The organism is Methylobacterium sp. WL9 (assembly GCF_008040035.1).
Lineage (GTDB): Bacteria > Pseudomonadota > Alphaproteobacteria > Rhizobiales > Beijerinckiaceae > Methylobacterium > Methylobacterium thuringiense.
On record NZ_VRVE01000008.1, the window covers coordinates 70,103 to 86,186 of the forward strand.

14 protein-coding genes are annotated in these 16,084 nt (G+C 67.7%); 11 read left to right on the plus strand and 3 right to left on the minus strand.

The window, feature by feature from the left end:
• Positions 1 to 89 precede the first annotated feature (89 nt).
• The 6 genes from greA to FV217_RS05485 all read left to right on the plus strand — a co-directional run bounded on the left by greA (position 90) and on the right by FV217_RS05485 (position 4,798).
• Positions 90 to 566 (plus strand): transcription elongation factor GreA, encoded by a 477-nt coding sequence (gene greA / locus FV217_RS05460; protein ID WP_187272443.1) that lies wholly within the window; start codon positions 90 to 92, stop codon positions 564 to 566.
• A 1-nt stretch (position 567) separates the two neighbouring features.
• Entirely contained in the window at positions 568 to 1,098 is a 531-nt protein-coding gene (locus FV217_RS05465; protein ID WP_246682719.1) for a hypothetical protein, read from the plus strand.
• A gap of 139 nt (positions 1,099 to 1,237) precedes the next feature.
• Positions 1,238 to 2,263 carry a mitochondrial fission ELM1 family protein gene (locus FV217_RS05470; RefSeq protein WP_187272444.1) on the plus strand — a complete coding sequence of 342 codons (1,026 nt, stop codon included), beginning with the start codon at positions 1,238 to 1,240 and terminating at the stop codon, positions 2,261 to 2,263.
• A gap of 62 nt (positions 2,264 to 2,325) precedes the next feature.
• Positions 2,326 to 3,303, plus strand: a complete 978-nt coding sequence (gene trxB, locus FV217_RS05475; RefSeq protein ID WP_147815077.1) for a thioredoxin-disulfide reductase — start codon at positions 2,326 to 2,328, stop codon at positions 3,301 to 3,303.
• Between the two features lie 260 nt (positions 3,304 to 3,563).
• On the plus strand, positions 3,564 to 4,454 hold the full coding sequence (locus FV217_RS05480) for a LysR family transcriptional regulator (RefSeq protein ID WP_147815079.1): 891 nt from the start codon (positions 3,564 to 3,566) through the stop codon (positions 4,452 to 4,454).
• A 65-nt stretch (positions 4,455 to 4,519) separates the two neighbouring features.
• Positions 4,520 to 4,798 (plus strand): YARHG domain-containing protein, encoded by a 279-nt coding sequence (locus FV217_RS05485; protein WP_147815081.1) that lies wholly within the window; start codon positions 4,520 to 4,522, stop codon positions 4,796 to 4,798.
• Positions 4,799 to 4,903: 105 nt separating this feature from the next.
• Here the strand turns inward: FV217_RS05485 and FV217_RS05490 are convergent, their stop codons facing one another.
• The 3 genes from FV217_RS05490 to FV217_RS05500 form a co-directional block, all read right to left on the minus strand.
• Positions 4,904 to 6,607 (minus strand): AMP-binding protein, encoded by a 1,704-nt coding sequence (locus tag FV217_RS05490; RefSeq protein ID WP_238230644.1) that lies wholly within the window; start codon positions 6,605 to 6,607, stop codon positions 4,904 to 4,906.
• Positions 6,608 to 6,681: 74 nt separating this feature from the next.
• Positions 6,682 to 7,383: a hypothetical protein gene (locus FV217_RS05495; RefSeq protein WP_238230646.1), complete on the minus strand. Its 702-nt coding sequence runs from the start codon at positions 7,381 to 7,383 to the stop codon at positions 6,682 to 6,684.
• Complete coding sequence (locus FV217_RS05500) at positions 7,380 to 8,876, minus strand: leucyl aminopeptidase (RefSeq protein ID WP_147815083.1); 1,497 nt, start codon at positions 8,874 to 8,876, stop codon at positions 7,380 to 7,382. Before FV217_RS05500 ends, FV217_RS05495 begins: the two co-directional genes overlap by 4 nt.
• Before the next feature lie 225 nt (positions 8,877 to 9,101).
• Between FV217_RS05500 and lptF the strand changes: the two genes are divergently transcribed.
• From lptF to rsmA, 5 genes are read left to right on the plus strand one after another with little or no spacing between them, the layout of a single operon-like run.
• Entirely contained in the window at positions 9,102 to 10,271 is a 1,170-nt protein-coding gene (gene lptF / locus FV217_RS05505) for an LPS export ABC transporter permease LptF (protein WP_147815085.1), read from the plus strand.
• A 7-nt stretch (positions 10,272 to 10,278) separates the two neighbouring features.
• Positions 10,279 to 11,367, plus strand: coding sequence for an LPS export ABC transporter permease LptG (gene lptG / locus FV217_RS05510; RefSeq protein ID WP_147815087.1), 1,089 nt, complete (start codon positions 10,279 to 10,281; stop codon positions 11,365 to 11,367).
• 57 nt (positions 11,368 to 11,424) lie between these two features.
• On the plus strand, positions 11,425 to 14,019 hold the full coding sequence (locus FV217_RS05515; protein ID WP_147815089.1) for an LPS-assembly protein LptD: 2,595 nt from the start codon (positions 11,425 to 11,427) through the stop codon (positions 14,017 to 14,019).
• A gap of 27 nt (positions 14,020 to 14,046) precedes the next feature.
• Positions 14,047 to 15,063 (plus strand): 4-hydroxythreonine-4-phosphate dehydrogenase PdxA, encoded by a 1,017-nt coding sequence (pdxA, locus tag FV217_RS05520; RefSeq protein WP_147815091.1) that lies wholly within the window; start codon positions 14,047 to 14,049, stop codon positions 15,061 to 15,063.
• Positions 15,060 to 15,920 (plus strand): 16S rRNA (adenine(1518)-N(6)/adenine(1519)-N(6))-dimethyltransferase RsmA, encoded by an 861-nt coding sequence (gene rsmA / locus FV217_RS05525; protein ID WP_147815093.1) that lies wholly within the window; start codon positions 15,060 to 15,062, stop codon positions 15,918 to 15,920. Before pdxA ends, rsmA begins: the two co-directional genes overlap by 4 nt.
• Positions 15,921 to 16,084: the final 164 nt, after the last annotated feature.

The following is a 16,084-nucleotide window of genomic DNA, read 5'->3' on the forward strand; positions in this document are numbered from 1 at the left end:
ATGGGCGGTCCGGACGTTTTCTGTGTTTGGCCCGGAGGGAGCAGCCGCTCCCGGCCGGGCCTCTTCAATTGCGGCGTGAAACGATGGCGATAGACAAGGTTCCGATCACGGTGCGTGGCTTCGCGGCCATGGAAGAGGAGCTGAAGCATCGCCAGCAGGTGGAGCGCCCGCGCATCGTCGCGGCGATCTCCGAGGCGCGAGCGCATGGCGATCTCTCTGAGAACGCCGAGTATCATGCTGCCAAGGAGGCGCAGTCGCACAACGAGGGCCGCGTGCTCGAACTGGAGAGCATGATCGCCCGCGCGGAGATCATCGACGTCTCGAAGCTGTCGGGCGACAAGATCAAGTTCGGCGCCACGGTGAAGCTCATCGACGACGACACCGAGGAAGAGAAGACCTACCAGATCGTCGGCGAGCCGGAGGCGGACGTCCATGCCGGCCGCGTCTCGATCACGTCGCCCATCGCGCGCGCGCTGATCGGCAAAGGCGCGGGGGATACCGTCGAGGTCACCACACCGAGCGGCGGAAAATCCTACGAAGTCGTTGCGGTCAAGTACGGCGCCTGAAATGGGACGGGGCTCTGCCGTGATGCGGATGGCCGGCCGGATCGCCGGGGTGGCGATCCTCTGCCTGACGTTCGCTCAGGCGGCCGTCTTGCAGGCCGTGCCGGGCTTCGGCCGGATCGCATCCGTGCGGGTCGACGTCCGGCCGATGCTGGCCCTCGGCGGCGGAGCGCAGGCGGAGGCGCTGCGTGCGGACCTGACGGCCTCGCTCAGGCAGACCTTCGCCGACCGCATCGGCGGCCGCGGCCCGAGCCTCGTGGTCGTCGTGCGCAGCCTATCGCTGAACGCGTATGCGGGCGGCCAGGGGGACGGCGGCCGTGGCGGCCTCGGCGGCGGCGGATCGAACGATTATCTCGACGGCGAGGCGCTGCTCGTCGGCGCGGACGGTCAGGTCCTGGCCCGGCATCCGCAATTGTCCGTGCTGCCGTCGAGCTCCGGCGGGGCCTGGTACGATCCGGCCTCCGAGCGCCGCCGCATCGCCGCCATCGCCGAGCAATACGCCCAGTGGCTCGTACGCATGCTGCCGGTCGAGTGATACGGTCCTCGGATGCTACTTTCGGAAACCGCATCGTGCGGCCCGCGCGGCGCATGAGCGAAGCCGAAATCCGCATTGCGGAGCAATCGACCGGATTTCGCATGACCGGCCAAAGGGTTCGAGGGCGTATCCGGTGAGCCTGTGGACTGCCGAAGCCGACGGTGAGCCCCCGTTGCCCGATCTGTCGCGCGTGCCGACCTGGATCGTCACGGACGGCAAGGCCGGCGACGAGAACCAGTGCATCGGCATCGCCGAATGCCTGAGCCTGCCCTACGAGCTCAGGCGCATCACCTCCCGGCCGTTCGGCTGGACCGCCCCCTGGGGACCAATCGATCCGCGCGATGCGCCGGGTCGGCAGGGCGGCGCGCTGGCCGGGCCGCTGCCGGAGATCGTGATCTCATCCGGCCGCCGCGCCGTGCCCTACCTGCGCGCCCTGCGGCAGGCCTCGCGCAACCGCAGTTTCACGGCCTTCCTCAAGGACCCTCGAACCGGCCACGATTCGGCGGACTTCATCTGGGTGCCGGATTACGACGACCTGCGCGGACCGAACGTCTTCACCACCCTGACCGCCCCGCATCAGGTCTCGCAGGCCCGGCTACAGGCGGCCCGAGCGTCCCCCGATCCGCGCCTCTCGGTCCTGCCGTGGCCCCGGATCGCGGTCCTGATCGGCGGCGACAGCCGGCACCTGAGCTATCGCCCCGCCGACATGAAGCGGCTGGTAGGCCATCTCGCCACCATCGCCGATGGCGGCTCCTCGCTCATGCTCACCGTCTCGCGGCGTACACCGGAAGCGCTCCGCAAAGCCCTCGAGAGGCTGGTCGCCGACAAGGGCGGCTTCTTCTGGGACGGCGGCGGCGACAACCCCTATGTCGGCATGCTGGCCATCGCCGATCAGGTCGTCGTCACGTCGGATTCCGCGAACATGGTCGGCGAGGCGGCGAGCACCGGCGTCCCACTTCTTCTGTTCGACCTGCCGAAGACCTACATCAGGCACAGACGGATGTTCGCCGGGCTCGCCATGGCGGGCGCGCTCAAGCCCTTCGTCGGCCGCCTGGAGGGCCTGCAATACGCGCCCATCGACGCGACGCCCGAGATCGCTCAGGCGATGGCCAGGGCTTTCGTCGAACACGGCAAGCGAATCGCGGCCGCGCCGAACCCGAACTAGAGACGACACCCCGCGTCTGACCGGCCTGAAGGCCCGGGCGAGCGGACAAGGAGACGGATGAGATGGCCCATACGCACGCGAAGCTCGTGATCATCGGCTCAGGTCCGGCCGGCTACACGGCTGCGATCTATGCGGCGCGCGCGCTGGTCGAGCCGCTGCTGATCTCGGGCTTCCAGCCCGGCGGGCAGCTCATGATCACGACGGATGTCGAAAACTATCCGGGCTTCGCCGACGTGATCCAGGGCCCCTGGCTGATGGAGCAGATGCGCCTCCAGGCCGAGCATGTCGGAACCAAGGTCGTCTCGGAATACATCACCGAGGTCGACCTGAAGACGCGGCCGTTCCGCCTGGTGGCCGATTCCGGCGAGACCTATTCCTGCGACGCGCTAATCATCTCAACCGGCGCCCAGGCGAAATGGCTCGGCATCCCGTCGGAGGCGAAGTTCCAGGGCTTCGGCGTCTCCGCTTGCGCGACCTGCGACGGCTTCTTCTTCCGGGGCAAGGAGGTCACGGTGGTCGGCGGCGGCAACACCGCAGTCGAGGAGGCGCTGTATCTCGCCAACGTCGCAAGCAAGGTCACCGTCGTGCACCGCCGCGGCGAGTTCCGGGCCGAGCGCATCCTGCAGGAGCGCCTGTTCAAGCATCCGAACGTCGAGGTGATCTGGCATCACGCCGTCGAAGAGATCTGCGGCAAGACCGAGCCTGCGCCCTCCGTCACGCATCTGCGCCTGAAGGACGCCCGCACGGGTGCGATCCGCGAGCATGTCACCGAGGGCATCTTCGTCGCCATCGGCCATCAGCCGGCGACCAGGATTTTCGAGGGACAGCTGCCGATGCGCCACGGCGGCTACCTCAACGTGAAGTCCGGATCGACCGCGACCGAGATCCCCGGCGTCTTCGCGGCGGGCGACGTGACGGACGACGTCTATCGTCAGGCGGTCACCGCGGCGGGCATGGGCTGCATGGCCGCGCTGGAGGCCGAAAAGTATCTCGCGGCCCTCGAAGTCGGGGAGAATCCAACCCAGGCCGCAGCCGAATAATCCCTGGTTGCAGGTCATCGATTGTTAAGATGTTGACACGCGGCCTTTCGCAACCAATTCGCAAGCCTGTCAGCTTAACCTGTGCGATGTCGGTAGAAACCGGTAGCGCGGGATTCCGTCTGGCGACGGTGCGATCGATCCATTCGGTTGTGCTCCGGTCGCGAGGGATCGAGGGCTAGGCGGAAGACGCCTGGGGTGAAAATTCGCCCGGCCAACGAGCCGGGTGGGCACACCCCGGTATGCGTACGGGAGGCACGGCCGTGGACTGGGACAAGATCCGGATATTCCTCAACGTCGCGGAGGCCGGGAGCTTCACGCGGGCCGGCGACGACATCGGTCTGAGCCAGTCGGCGGTGAGCCGCCAGATCAGTGCGCTGGAGCGGGAGCTGAAAGCTCCGCTGTTCCATCGCCACGCCCGCGGCCTGATCCTCACCGAGCAGGGCGACCTGCTGTTCCGCGCCGCGCGCGACATGAAGCTGCGCCTGGAAAACACCCAGGCCCGCCTCGTCGAGACCAGCGAACGTCCATCGGGCGATCTCCGCGTCACCACGACGGTCGGGCTCGGCACCTCGTGGCTGGCCCAGCGGGTCTCGGAATTTCTCGACCTCTATCCGGAAGTCCGCATCGAGCTGATCCTGACCAACGAGGAGCTCGATCTCGCCATGCGCGAGGCCGATATCGCGATCCGGATGCGGCGGCCCGCCCAACCGGACCTGATCCAGCGCCGCCTGTTCACGGTGCATTACCACGCCTTCGCCAGCGAGGATTACATCAAGCGCTTCGGCGAGCCGAAATCCCTCGACGACCTCGATGAGCACCGGCTGATCTCGTTCGGCGGCAACGAACCGTCCTACCTGCTCGCGACGCACTACCTCGCGAGCATCGGGCGCGACGGCCGCGAGCGGCGGCCGATCAGCTTCACCGTCAACAACGTCGCGGCTCTGCACGAGGCCATGCGAGCGGGTGCCGGCATCGGCATCCTGCCGGACTACGCCATCGACGGGAACCAGAGCCTGGTCCAGATCCTACGCGAGAGCGAGATGCCGAGCATGGAAAGCTATCTCGTCTATGCCGAGGAGATGCGCTCCGTCGCCCGCGTCCAAGCATTTCGCGATTTCCTCGTCACCAAGGCGCAGCGCTGGGCATATTGAGACGCCGGATCATCGACAGGCCGGCCTCCGCGTGATCGTTTGATCGCGCTTTTGGGAGACCTTCGATGCGATTCTCGTTCGTGCTTGCCGTTGGGTCCGCGGTTCTGATGTCGGGCTTGGCGGCCGCTTCGGCTCGGGCGGATGGCTGCGAGGAAGCCTGGTACCAGCGCAATCTGATCTACAAGCAGTCTGGCTACTGCTTCCGCACGCCCCGCGGCATCCGCGCCTTCGGCAATGCCGGCTGTTCCTACGACGCCGTGGAGGACGTGCCACTCTCGGCTCGCCAACGTCAGACGGTAGCGGAATTGAAGAGCTACGAACGGTCGAACGGCTGTCCGCAATAAGCCCTGCGACCTGCCGACGGGCCCCTTCCCCGGCTCACCCTCCCAATGCGCTCCAGGCGTCCCGGAAAGGGGGCGCTTCGACGGGCAGACTACCGCCGCGGCCCCTCAGGAATCCAGATCCCGCAGTGCCCGCCGTAGCACCTTGCCGACGTTCGTCTTCGGCAGGCTCTCGTGGAACACGATGCGGCGGGGCACCTTGTAGCCGGTGAGTTCCGAGCGGGCATGGGCCTTCAGCGCTTCCGGCGCGATGCCCTCACCTCTCGTCACCACATGGGCCACGACGACCTCGCCGTCATCGCAGCGTCCGCCGACCACCGCGCATTCGAGCACCGACGGGTGCTTGGCGAGCACGTCCTCGACCTCGTTCGGATAGACGTTGAAGCCCGAGACGAGGATCATGTCTTTCATCCGGTCGACGATGCGGATCGCTCCGCTCTCGGCCATCGTCGCGATGTCGCCGGTGCGGAAGAAGCCGTCCTCAGTCATGGCGGCCTGGGTTTCCTCGGGCCGGTTCCAGTAGCCCGCCATCACTTGCGGCCCGCGCACGCAGAGTTCGCCGGGCTCGCCATAAGGCACGTCCGCGCCGTCGACGTTCCGGATCGTGATGTCGGTGGATGAGACAGGGTAGCCGATCGTCCCCGACCATTCGTCGAGGTCGACCCGATTGATCGTGGCGACGGGCGAGGTCTCCGAAAGGCCGTAGCCCTCGATCAGGACGCGCCCGGTCGCGGCCTTCCACTTGGCGGCGACGGCCGCCTGCACCGCCATGCCGCCAGCGATGTGGTAGCCGCCGCCCGTCGAAAAATCGACCGTGTTCAGTTTCGGGTGGTTCACGAGCAGGTTGTAGAGCGTGTTCACCCCTGAGAGATGGGTGAACCGGCTGGAGGCAAGCGTCTTCACGAAGCCATCGACGTCGCGCGGGTTCGCGATCAGCAGACAGCACCCGCCGATGTCGAGGAAGAAGAAGAAACAGGCCGTCAGCGCGAAGATATGGTAAAGTGGCAGTGCAGTGACCATCACGCGCTCCTGCCCGTCCTCGCCCGAGATCTCAAACCAAGTCCGGCACTGCGCGACGTTGGCGACGATGTTGCGATGGGTCAGCATCGCCGCCTTGGCGATCCCCGTCGTGCCACCCGTATATTGCAGGAAAGCGAGATCGCCGGGCTCCACCGGCACCCGGTGGCGCGGCAGCTTGCGGCCGGCGCGCAGGACGGTGTCGAAGCGCATCACGATCTGCGGCGGAAGCTGGAAGGGCGGCACGGCGCGCTTGATGTAGCGCGAGGCGATGTCGATGACCTTGCCCTTGAGGCCGAGGCAATCGCCCGGCCCGACCAGTACCACCCGCTCCAGCTTCGGCAGTTTCGGCAGTGCCTCGGCGACGGTGTGGGCGAAATTCTCGAGCACGAACAGGATACGCGCGCCAGAATCCTCGAGTTGCCCGATCAGTTCGCGCGGCGTGTAGAGCGGGTTGACGTTGACGGCCGTGCATCCTGCCGTGAGCACGCCGAGGAGGGCCGCCGGATAGGCGGCGACGTTCGGCATCATCAGCGCCACGCGGTCGCCCTTCGCCATGCCCTGCGCGCCGAGCCAGGCGGAGACGCAGTCCGAGGCCGCACCGAGTTCGCGATAGCTGACGCTCTTGCCGAAGCTGATTAGGGCCGGACGGTCCGCATAGGCGACGATGCCGTGCTCGATCAGATCGACGAGGGTGCCGAGGCGGTCGACGTCGATCTCGGCTGGTACGCCGGGCGGATAGGCGGCCAGCCATGGGCGCGCACCGCTGCGATCGCCGGCCACTGGATCGGCCATGGTGTTCTCCCTGCGTCGAGCCTTCTGCTGCGGCTCGTACGGCTACTTGGCTTAGCGGGATCGACCGGGGCCGATCAACCCGCGGCCGTTGCGGACCGGTCCGCTCGCAGGGCGGAGATCAGCACATGGGGCAGGAAGGCGACGACGAGGCAGGCCGCGACGAGCACCGTGTCGGCAGTGTCGAGCGGTCGGCGCGGCCAGGGGCCGAGCCCGATGGTGCGCGCGAAGCCGAGCACGGCGAGCGCGTACCAGAGCGCGAGAAACCGAAAAAACAGGCTACCGAGGCTTCGCCCGAAACGGCGCATCCGGGATGACCGTTCGCGCGCGGGCTGCCCGGCGATGACCACGCCGAGACCCATGGCGGACCCGAGCGCGGAGGCTGCAACCGCCGCGCCGAGCCCGTAGGCCGCCGTCATCGGCACCTGATTCAGGAAGGCCATGCCTCCGGTCATGAAGCCGCCGCGCAGGACAAGCCCGCCGAAGGTCGGGTGCAGGCTCAAGGCCAGCACGAGGCCGAGGCCGACCAGGGCGCCGACGGCACGGCGCAGGGTTGCCGACGGACCCGGTGCGATCGCAACGGCGACCACCCGCACCAGCGCGTAGACGATGGCGAAGGCGAAGAGCGGGTAGTGGTCGAGGAAGAACCCGTAGAAGCGGGTCCCGACCTCGGCCGGAACATGGGTGCTCTGATCGAATCCGGTGATGAAGGCGGCGATCAGCGCGGCGAGTGCGGCGGCGAGGGGCGCCGCCGCGACGAGGATCGCCGAGGTGCTCACGCCTCGTATTTGTCGCGCACGAGCCGGTCGAGCAAACGCACGCCCCAGCCGGCACCCCAGCTGCGGTTGATCTCGCTGGCGGTCGAACTCATGCCGACGCCGGCGATGTCGAGATGCGCCCACGGCGTCTCGCCGACATAGCGCTTGATGAAGGCCGCCGCGGTGGCTGCGCCGCCATGGCGTCCGCCGGTGTTCTTCATGTCGGCGAACTTCGAGTCGATCGCCTTATCGAAGGCCGGGATCAGCGGCATCCGCCACACCTTCTCGCCGGCTGTCTCGCCGGCTGCCGTGATTGCGGTGGCGAGGTCGTCGTCGTTCGAGAACAGCCCGGCGATCTCCTGGCCGAGCGCCACGATGATCGCGCCGGTGAGCGTGGCGAGGTCAATGATCGCCTTCGGCTTGTAGGCCTGGTTCACGTGATAGATCACGTCGGCCAGCACGAGGCGGCCTTCGGCGTCGGTGTTGATGATCTCGATGGTCTGGCCCGACATCGAGGTGACGATGTCGGAAGGGCGGTAGGAATTGCCGTCGGGCATGTTCTCGACGATGCCGATGGCGCCGATGACGTTGGCCTTGGCGCCGCGCGAGGCGAGCGCGTGCATGGTGCCGACGACGGCGGCCGAGCCGCCCATGTCGCCCTTCATGTCCTCCATGCCGCCGGCCGACTTGATCGACACGCCGCCGGAATCGAACACCACGCCCTTGCCGACCAGCGCCAGCGGCGGCTCCGACTTATCGTCGGCGCCGTTCCAGCGCATCACGGCGATGCGCGGCTCGCGGCCCGAACCTTGCGCCACGGCCAGCAGCGCGCCCATGCCGAGCTCGCGCATCTTCGCCACGTCGAGGATCTCGACCTCGACGCCGAGCTTGGTCAGCTCGGAGGCCCGGCGGGCGTACTCCTCCGGGAAGAGGACGTTCGGCGGCTCGTTGATGAGGTTGCGGGCGAGGATCACGCCCTCGGCGACCGAACGCGCGCCCTCGGCGGCTTTCTCGGCGGCGGCCGGATCGGCGCTGAGCACGGTGAGCTGCGTGGTGCGGTCGTCCTCTGCCTCGGGCTTCTTCTTAGTCTTGTAGCGGTCGAAGCTGTAGCTGCGCAGGCGTGCGCCGAGGGTGAAGTCGGCGATGTCCTGGGCCGAGGCCTCGCTGCCCGGCCAGTCGATGGCGACGCGGGCGGTGCGGCCTGAAACCTTGCCGGCGGTGAAGCCGCCGAGCGTGACGTAGTCGATCTTGGCGCGGTCCTTCTCGGAGCCGAGCCCGATGACGACGAGGCGGTCGGCCTCGACGCCCGCGGGCGCCGGTAGCGTCAGGGCGCTCTGCGATTTGCCCTTGAAGCGTTCGCTGGCGGCGGCCCGCGCCACGAGGTCAGCGCCCGCCTTGCCGATGGCCTCGGATGCGGCCGACGAGAGCGCGAGGTCGTCCCCGACGAACACGACGAGATCGCCGGTGCCCGTCGAGGACAGCGGCTGAAAGTCGATTCCGATACCATCCGCCATGCTGAAGCTTTCCAACCCTCTTGCAACCGCGGCGTCATACGACCGCGACGTCCTGCGCCCGATCTCGGGGCGGCGCCCACGGCCCTGTGTACCCTCTGAGGCGCAGAACGCAACGCGATGGACAGGCGCCGTGAAACGGCCCAACTCGGGGTGTCTGAGCCGAGGGTTCCGGGTCGGCTCGGCACGCGGGATACCCATGACGGGAGCGGCTGGGCGCGACGGGCGATGACGCAGATCGAGCGTTACATATTCAGGATCGCGCTGGGGGCGTTCCTCGCCTGCCTGATCGGGCTGACCGGCACGATCTGGGTGACGCAGGCGTTGCGCGAGCTCGACCTCGTCACGGCCAAAGGCCAGACGCTCCTCGTCTTCCTGTTCATCACCGGATTGTCGCTGCCGACGCTGATCACGGTGATCGCCCCGGTAGCCCTGTTCATCGCCGTGATCTACGCCCTGAACAAGCTGAACGGCGATTCCGAGCTCATCGTGATGTCGGCCGCCGGCATGGCGCCGCGCCGCATCCTCAAGCCGTTCTTCACCCTGGCGCTGGCGATCAGCCTGATGGTGGCCTTCCTCACCATCCAGGTGATGCCGTCCTCCTTCCAGGAATTGCGCGACGTGCTCACCCGCGTGCGCGGCGATTTCGTCGCCAACGTCGTCAAGGAGGGCCAGTTCACCCAGCTTGACAGCGGCATCACCTTCCATTTCCGCGAGCGTGGGCGGGACGGCTCGCTCAACGGCCTGTTCATCCAGGACAAGCGCGAAGCCGGAAAGACGGTGGTGTATCTCGCCGAGAAGGGCGTGGTGACGGACTACGATGGCGCGACCTACCTCACCCTGGAGAAGGGCAGCGTCCACCGCCAGCAGAAGGATTCGCGCGATTCCTCGATCGTGACCTTCGAGCGCTATGCGGTCGACCTCGCCGCCTTCACGCCGCCGGACAGCGACACGATCTACAAGCCGCGCGAGCGCTCAACGACGCAGCTGCTCTTCCCCGACCGCAACGAGGGCTATTTCAAGCTCCAGAAGGGCCGCTTCCGGGCCGAGCTGCACGACCGGCTATCGGCCTGGCTCTACCCGATGGCGCTCGCCTTCATCGCCTTCGCCGCACTCGGTGATCCGCGCACCACGCGTCAGGGCCGTGGGCTTGCCGTGGCCGGTGCGGTGGTCGGCGTCGTCGCGCTGCGGATCGCGGGCTTCGCGGCGTCGAGCGCGGCGGTGCGCAGCCAGGGGGCCGTGGTGGCGATCTACGCCGTGCCGCTGATCGCCATCGGCCTGTCCAGCCTGCTGATCTTCTACGGTGCGCAGGTGCGGGGCTTCAATGCAGGCCTCGGCCGGTTCGTGAAGGCCCGGCTCGCCGGTCTCCTGCGCCGGCAGCGCCTCGGGACGGGCTGATGCGACCGTGCTGATCGGACCGACCCTCGGACGCTACTTCGCGATGCGCTTCCTGCGCACGATCCTCGGTGTGTTCGTCACCGTGTTCGCGCTGGTCTACACTCTCGACTTCGTCGAGCTGCTGCGACGCGCCGGCGATACCGAGGGCGCCTCCCCCGGGCTGATGGCGCAGCTCTCGCTCTACCGCACTCCGGCGGTGGCCGAGGGCGTGCTGCCCTTCGCCATCCTGTTCGGCTCGATGGCCTCGCTGCTGCAGCTCTCGCGCAAGCTCGAACTCGTGGTGGCGCGCGCCGCCGGGATCTCCGCCTGGCAGTTCCTGCAGCCGGGCCTGTTCGTGGCACTCGGCATCGGTGCCGTCTCGATCGGGATCTACAATCCGCTCTCAGCGATGATGAAGCAGCGCTCCACCGAGATCGAGGCGAAGATCTTCGCCAAGTCGACCAAGGCGGGATCGGGCAAGGACCTCTGGCTGCGCCAGCGCGGGCTGGACGGCGAGGCCATCATCCGGGCCGAGACGGCGATCGAGGGCACGACGACGCTGGCCGGCGTCACCGTCTTCACCTTCAGCCATTCCGGCGACTTCCAATCCCAGATCGTCGCGGCGCGAGCGATTCTGCACGATGGCTACTGGGAGCTGCAGGACACCCGGATTCACGTGAAGGACGAGCCGCCCGAGAGCTTCGACACCTACCTGATCGCCTCGAATCTCGACCCGGGGCAGGTCCGGCAGCGCTTCACCCCCCCGGAATCTGTGCCCTTCTGGCAACTGCAGGAAACCATCGCACGCACCGAACGGGCTGGTTTGGACGCCACGCGGTACCGTCTGCAATACGATGTGCTGACCGCCCGGCCGCTCCTGTTTCTGGCCATGGTGCTAGTTGCGGCAACGGTTTCCTTAAGGTTCTTCCGCTTTGGTGGGGTTGGAAAACTCGTCCTCGGCGGGGTGGCCGCGGGCTTCCTCCTGTACGTCGTGCGACAGGTGATGGAGGGGTTGGGAGCCTCGGGTTTGATCGCCGCGCCAGTGGCGGCGTGGTTCCCGGCCGTGGTAGGGAGTTTGCTCGGTACGCTCACGCTTCTCTACCAGGAAGACGGCTAAGACCCGTCCTCCGGAAAGAGGCGATGAGGCGACCCGGGAAAAGGTTTTGGAGACCCGTTGCGTAAGGTCACCGACATCACGGTCCAGGCCGGCCTGGCCCTGCTTCTGCTCTCGGTCGGGATCACCGCCGGGGCGCCGCAGGCGCGCGCCCAGAGTGGAATCGAGTCGAAGCTCTCTTCGGCAGCGAAGCCCAAGGGCAACGAACGTCTCCTCGTGGAGGCGGACGAGCTCATTTACGACAACGACAAGAACACCGTCGTCGCCCGCGGCAACGCGGAGCTGCACTATGGTGTCCGCACGCTCCAGGCCGACCGCGTGCGCTACGACCGCGGCACCAGCCGGGTCTTCGCCGAGGGCAACGTTCGCCTGACCGACGACACCGGCTCGGTCGTCACCGGCGAGCGCATGGAGCTCACGGACGACTTCAAGAGCGGCTTCATCGACAGCCTGCGCATCCAGACCACGATCGAGCAGAAGGGCCAGCCCATCCGGACCCGGATCGCGGCGCCGCGCGCCGAGCGGATCAGCGGTGAGCAGACGAGCTTCGACTACGCGACCTACACGGCTTGCGAGCCCTGTAAGGACCACCCGGAGAAGCCGCCGCTCTGGCAGATCAAAGCCGCCAAGATCATCCAGAACAGCGAGACGCACACGATCTACTACGAGGACTCGACGCTCGAGCTCGGCGGCATCCCGGTGGCCTACCTGCCGTATTTCGAGTCCGCCGACCCGACCGTGAAGCGCAAGACCGGCTTCCTGACGCCGCGCTTCATCACCTCGACGGCGCTCGGCACCGGCGTCGGCACGCCGTTCTTCATCAACCTCGACCCGAGCTACGACCTCACGCTGACGCCGACCTTCGTCAGCCGGCAGGGCGTGCTCGGCCAGGGCGAGTATCGCCAGCGCCTCGACAACGGCACCTTCAACGTCCGGCTGTCGGGCATCTTCCAGTCGACGCCGAGCGCCTTCCTGCCCGGCCCGCTCGGTGCGGCCGACCGTGACTTCCGCGGCTCCATCGAGTCGAAGGGCCGCTTCTACATCAACGACCGCTGGCGCACGGGCTGGGACCTCGTCGGCGTGACCGACAAGTGGTTCCTCGACAATTACCGAATCCGCAACCAGAGCGTCTCCACGGACTTCTTCCGCGAGGCGGTCTCGACGGCCTACCTGATCGGTCAGGGGGACCGCTCGTGGTTCGAGGCGCGGGGCTACTACTTCAAGTCCCTGTCGAGCTTCGACTGGCAGAAAGAGCAGCCGATCGTCGCGCCCGTCATCGACTACGACAAGCGCATCGACGGTCCCGGCGCCCTCGGCGGCGAAGTGCGCTTCGAGGCGAACGTCACCAGCCTGACCAGAGAGACCACCGACTTCCAGGGCATCCCGCGCACCGGCGCCTACCTGCTGTCGCCGAGCGTCAACGGGCTGAGCTACCCGCTCTACGAGACCTGCACGACCTTCACGCGCGACACCTGCCTGATCCGCGGGCTCGGCGGCACGAACACGCGCCTGTCCGCGCAGGCCTCCTGGCGCCGCACCTTCATCGACGACAACGGCATGGTGTGGACGCCGTTCGCGTATCTGCGCGCCGACACGTTCTTCAACAGCCCGAGCCTGTCCGGCTACCAGAACGCGCTGGCCAGCAACATCACGTCGATCAACGACGAGGTCGCCGGACGGGTGATGCCGGCGATCGGCATCGACTGGCGCTATCCCTTCATCTCCGAATTCGGAGCGCTCGGCGTCCACACGATCGAGCCGATCGTCCAGGTGATCGCGCGGCCGAGCGAGACGCGGATCGGGCGCCTGCCGAACGAGGATGCGCAGAGCCTCGTCTTCGACGACACCTCGCTGTTCGAATGGGACAAGTTCTCGGGCTACGACAGGGTCGAGGGCGGCGTGCGTGCCAACCTCGGCGGTCAGTATTCCGTGGTCACGCCGTCGGGCTGGTACGCCAACCTGATGGCCGGTGAATCCGTACAGATCGCAGGCGTGAACTCGTTCCGCCGCGGCGACATCGCCAATGTCGGCCTCGATTCGGGTCTCGAGAACCAGCGCTCCGACTTCGTCGGCCGCGCCCAGCTCTCGCCGAACCAGAACATCAGCTTCATCGCCCGCACCCGGCTCGGCCAGGGCGACCTCGGCCTGAACCGCTTCGAGGCCGGCGTCACGGCCCGCTTCGCACCGTTCCTGCCGCTCGATACCTCGGTCTTCTATTCCTACTACACGGCTCAGCCGGCACTCGGCTTCAGCCATCGCCGCGAGGGCCTGACCGCATCGGCGACCTATCACATCACGCCGAACTGGTTCGTGTCGGGATCCGCGCTGTTCGACATGACCCGCTATCTCGACAACCGCGACCTCTTCTCCGACGCCTTGACCTCCTACATCGCCAACCCCGTCGGCGCGGTGCCGGTCTACGAGAACCCCGGCCGCTTCTACCTGACCGGCATGACCCTCGGCGGCGGCTATCAGGACGAATGCACCACGGTCTCGCTGAACTACATCAACTCACCCATCGCCACGGCCATCGGCGTACGCGAGCGCAACCAGACCGTGCTTCTGCGCATCGAGCTGAAGACCCTCGGCGAAGCGGACCTGCGCCAGAACGTCAGCACCTCGACCACGTCGGACGGCATCGCCTCCGTGCGTTGAGCCGAGGATTGCTGTAGGCGTCGCCGGATCATGACCGACGACACACCGCTGGCGCTCACCCTCGGCGATCCGGCCGGGATCGGCCCCGAAATCGCCCTCGCCGCATGGCGCGCGCGCATCGCGCGGGGCGTGCCGCCCTTCCTGATGATCGGCGACCCGGAATTCCTGGAGGCCACGGCGAACCGGCTCGGACTGTTCGTGCCGGTCGCCGAGGTCGAACCGGAATCGGCCGTCGAGGTCTTTCCGAAAGCCTTGCCGGTCTGGCCGCTGCCGAGCGGCGCACGGGTCGCCGCGACGCCCGGCGCGCCAAGCCCGGCCAATGCGGGCGCGATCATCGAATCGATCACGGCGGCGGTCGATCTGGTGCGGTCCGGCCGCGCCTCGGCCGTCGTCACCAACCCGATCGCCAAGTTCGTCCTGACGCAGGTCGGCTTCGCCCATCCCGGCCACACCGAATTCCTGGCGGCGCTGGCCGCCGGCCCCGGAGGCGTGGCGCCGCTTCCGGTGATGATGCTCTGGAGCGAGAGCCTCGCCGTGGTGCCGATCACGATCCACGTGGCTTTGCGCCGCGTGCCGGACCTGCTCACCCAGGATCTCGTCGAGCGCACCGCGCGGATCGTCGCCGCCGGCCTGAGGGAGCGCTTCGGCCTCGCGAATCCGCGCCTCGTCCTGGCCGGCCTGAACCCGCATGCGGGTGAGGCCGGCACCATGGGCAGCGAGGATCGCGACGTGCTCGCTCCCGCGGTCGCGAGGCTGCGCTCCGAGGGCATCGATATCCGCGGGCCGTTGCCGGCCGACACGCTGTTCCACGAGCGCGCGCGAGCCACCTACGACGTCGCGCTGACGCCGACCCACGATCAAGCCCTGATCCCGATCAAGACGATCGCCTTCGACGACGGCGTCAACGTTACCCTCGGCCTGCCCTTCATCCGGACCTCGCCGGACCACGGCACCGCGTTCGACATCGCCGGCCAGGGCATCGCCCGGCCCGACAGCTTGATCGCGGCGCTCCGCCTCGCCCACCGCCTGGCGAACCGGTCATGAGCGAGCTTGCATCGGACGGCCTTCCGCCGCTTCGCGAGGTTGTGAAGCGACACGGGCTCGAGCCCAAGAAATCGCTCGGCCAGAACTTCCTGTTCGACCTCAACCTGACCGGCCGCATCGCGCGGGCCGCCGGACCGCTCGACGGCGTCACCGTTGTCGAGGTCGGGCCCGGCCCCGGCGGCCTGACCCGGGCGTTGCTGGCGGAGGGCGCCGGGAAGGTCGTCGCGATCGAGCGCGATCCGCGCGCCCTGCCGGCGCTCGCCGAGATCGCCGCCCATTATCCGGGGCGGTTGGAGGTGATCGACGCCGATGCCGTCGGCTTCGACCCGCGTCCGTGGATCGGGGACGGACCGGCGCGGATCGTCGCGAACCTGCCCTACAACGTCGGCACGACGCTCCTCACCGGCTGGCTCACGGACGCGGTATGGCCGCCCTGGTGGGACCGCGCCGTGCTAATGTTCCAGCGGGAGGTCGCCGAACGCATCGTCGCCGACACCGGCGACCGTGCCAATTACGGGCGCCTCGGCGTGCTCTGCGGCTGGCGCGCCGAGGCCGAGATCCTGTTCGACGTTGCGGCCTCGGCCTTCGTGCCGCCGCCGAAGGTGACGTCGAGCGTGGTCTCGATCGTGCCGCGGCCCGAGCCCCTGTCCTGTTCGATCAAGTCGCTGGAAACGATCACCCGCGCCGCCTTCGGCCAGCGCCGCAAGATGCTGCGCCAGAGCCTGAAGGCCGCCACGCCCGACTCGGGCCGGCTCCTCGCGTCGACGGGTCTGCCGGAGACGGCGCGTGCGGAGGAAATCTCCGTCGAGGGCTTCGTGGCCCTCGCCCGCGCGCTGGCAAGCCGAAGCCCGGATTAATATCGCGAGCCGAGCCGTTCACATCATGCGTCCTCCTCCGAGGAACGCGAGACCTTGTCTCACCCGCCCAACCTCGGTTGGCGCGGGTTTTTTTTGCCGATGGCCGAGTGGGTCCGAGAAGGCGCGCTCGAACGTGACGCCCGAGCGTTTGTAAATTTTGGAGT

Excerpts from the sequence above, each read along its gene's own strand:
- lptF (WP_147815085.1), top strand. The coding sequence starts at position 9,102 with ATGACGCAGATCGAGCGTTACATATTCAGGATCGCGCTGGGGGCGTTC.
- FV217_RS05490 (WP_238230644.1), bottom strand. The coding sequence starts at position 6,607 with ATGGCCGATCCAGTGGCCGGCGATCGCAGCGGTGCGCGCCCATGGCTG.
- FV217_RS05465 (WP_246682719.1), top strand. The coding sequence starts at position 568 with ATGGGACGGGGCTCTGCCGTGATGCGGATGGCCGGCCGGATCGCCGGG.
- FV217_RS05500 (WP_147815083.1), bottom strand. The coding sequence starts at position 8,876 with ATGGCGGATGGTATCGGAATCGACTTTCAGCCGCTGTCCTCGACGGGC.
- trxB (WP_147815077.1), top strand. The coding sequence starts at position 2,326 with ATGGCCCATACGCACGCGAAGCTCGTGATCATCGGCTCAGGTCCGGCC.
- rsmA (WP_147815093.1), top strand. The coding sequence starts at position 15,060 with ATGAGCGAGCTTGCATCGGACGGCCTTCCGCCGCTTCGCGAGGTTGTG.
- FV217_RS05485 (WP_147815081.1), top strand. The coding sequence starts at position 4,520 with ATGCGATTCTCGTTCGTGCTTGCCGTTGGGTCCGCGGTTCTGATGTCG.